3 protein-coding genes are annotated in these 2,166 nt (G+C 70.2%); all 3 read right to left on the bottom strand.

The genetic code is table 11. The features are described from left to right. A partial coding sequence (locus tag J4G12_10265) for an ATP-binding protein (protein ID MCE2456174.1) occupies positions 1-788 on the bottom strand: 788 nt, incomplete at its 3' end. A 49-nt stretch (positions 789-837) separates the two neighbouring features. Further along, the gene (locus tag J4G12_10260; protein ID MCE2456173.1) at positions 838-1,827 is read right to left on the bottom strand and encodes a PD-(D/E)XK nuclease family protein; all 990 of its coding nucleotides are present in this window, start codon (positions 1,825-1,827) and stop codon (positions 838-840) included. Between the two features lie 118 nt (positions 1,828-1,945). Further along, a partial coding sequence (locus tag J4G12_10255; protein MCE2456172.1) for a hypothetical protein occupies positions 1,946-2,166 on the bottom strand: 221 nt, incomplete at its 5' end.

The raw sequence follows: 2,166 nt of genomic DNA, 5'->3' as shown, positions 1-2,166 counted from the left end.
GTGAACGGGATGGGATCGGCGATGCGCCGCGACTTGGCGATGTGATGCGGCAGCTCGTTCGGCCAGATCGTGCGCGTTCCGCCGCCGATGCCCTTGCCGTCCTCCGCCACCACGTCGTAGCCGAGATAGAGCACGTGGTCGGCCCATTGCACGACCCGGTTGCGGATCGACGCTTTCCCGGATCGCGGCGACTGCAGGTCCAGCTCGTACCGGGGGAAGTCGTCCCCCTCGGGGTTCGGCGCCGTGTCGGTGCAACGGTGGCCGACCAGAATCACGTTGCGCCCCTTGCGCGCCTGCCGGTCCAGGTCCGCGAGCAGGAGGAGGAATGTGTCGTACACGAACTGCAGACCCCTCCCGAAGCCGTACCCCTCCACACTCGACACGTGGTATCCGTTCTCGTGCTTGACCGTCTCCAACGTGTGCGCGACCGCCAGCTCTTGGACCTTGCTCGCCGAGTCGATGACCACTGTCTGGAAACCGTCGAGTGCCGTGCCTTGGAGACAGGCCCGCAGTTCGGCAAACGACTCGATCCCCTCGACGCGGTGCGCGTCCAGGTCCCGCGTCCCCGTCTCGATGTCGAGGATCACGGGCTTCGGCGCGAGCGAGGCGAGCGTGGACTTGCCGATCCCGCCCGTGCCGTACAGCACGATCTTCTGCGGCCCGTCGATGCGGCCCGACGTGACGGCGAATTTCCGGGGGGTCTGCGGCCGGGACCCGTTGCCGACGCGGGGCGGCGGTCTCTTCGGAGCCGGGCTCCGTGGCGCGGGACGCGGCTTCGCTGCTGTCATCTGTTCCTCCTGTTTTCTCGCCCGCTCGGCCCGGGCGCGGCTTGCCGAACTAACCTCCGGCGGGGTATGCCGAACTAACCTCCGGGAGTTCCGGGTGGACGTCCTCGAGCCGAATGAATCCGTTCGGCGTCACGTCTTCGAGGTCGCGGAATTGGCAGACGGACAGGTACGCGCAGGGGAACGGCGCGTAGCAGCTTCCGGGGTTGCGGTACCAGCGGCCCGTCCGCTGGGCGAGGCGCAACGTCTTCTGTTGCGCCCACAGTTCCGCGGCGCAGTCAGCGAGGTCCTGGTCAAGGCGCGCGATCTCGGCGCGCGCGAAGTGATAGTCCGGACGCGCCCTCATGGCGGCGGCCACGCGGACGGCGAACGCCTCGGGAGCCTCGTCCTCGGCACGTTGATTCGCGTACAGATCGCCGTTGGCCTTGTACCTGCGCTTCTCTTCCGGTGTCGCCCGCCGGGGCCGCATCCGTGGGCGCCGGGTCACGTCGTAGAGGATCGTGTCGATGGCGTAGCCGAGCTGGCGGGCAGCCAACACGTAGACCGACAGTTGCGGGTCCATGTGCAGCTGCAGCCAGTACTCGGAGCCGGGGCTGAAGTCGCGCGAGGTCGTCTTGCGCTCGACCAGCGCGAGCCGGCCGTCGGGCAGTTCCGCAATCGCGTCGATCACCCCGGCGATCCGCCACACCGTGCTCGGCCGGCCGGTCGCCGGGTTCACGAGCGGCAGGTCGAAGGCGAGTTCCGAGGCCACGATATCGAACGGTTCACGCGCCCAGCGCTCCGTGTGGACCGTCACCATCGCCGCGACCAGCGCCAGGTCGTACGGATCGTCCAGCGACTCCTCCAGGGCGGGCGCGGGATCCCCGCCCCCCGCGAGCGCGTCGAGCGCCAGGTGGAACGCCGAGCCGACGCGTAGCGCGAGGCCGTCCCGCTCCGGAGCCAGGCCCAGCTCGTAGCGCATCCAGTGCCGGCGCGGACAGGCGCGGAACGACGACAGCCGCGAGTGCGTCAGCAGGCCACCAGCTTGGGCGGCCGTCCTCACCTCGGCCTCCGGCCCGTCAGCCGCTCGTCGGCCCGACGACGCCGCGCCGACAGCACGGCCGAAACGACGGCCGCCGCGATCGCGACCATGCCGGCCAGCATCACGATCCTCATCGGCTTCACCTCCGCCGCCCCGCCCGGTCCATCCGCGTGCGCGCCGCCTGCAGCTGTCCCTTCGCGCGCGTCCGCTCGGCCTTGAGCGCATCGAGGTCCGAGGTCGCTCGGTCGATCTCGGTGTCCAGGACCCGGACCCGGACCAGCCAGCGGTTGTAAGTCTCCGCCAGCCGGTGCATCCGCGCCCGGTGCGGGGATTCGCGCCGCTGCCTGGCCTCCGACCGGC

This window comes from Gemmatimonadota bacterium (assembly GCA_021295815.1).
Taxonomy (GTDB): Bacteria; Gemmatimonadota; Gemmatimonadetes; order Longimicrobiales; family Gaopeijiaceae; genus JAGWBQ01.
This window is presented reverse-complemented; position numbering and strand designations above follow the sequence as displayed.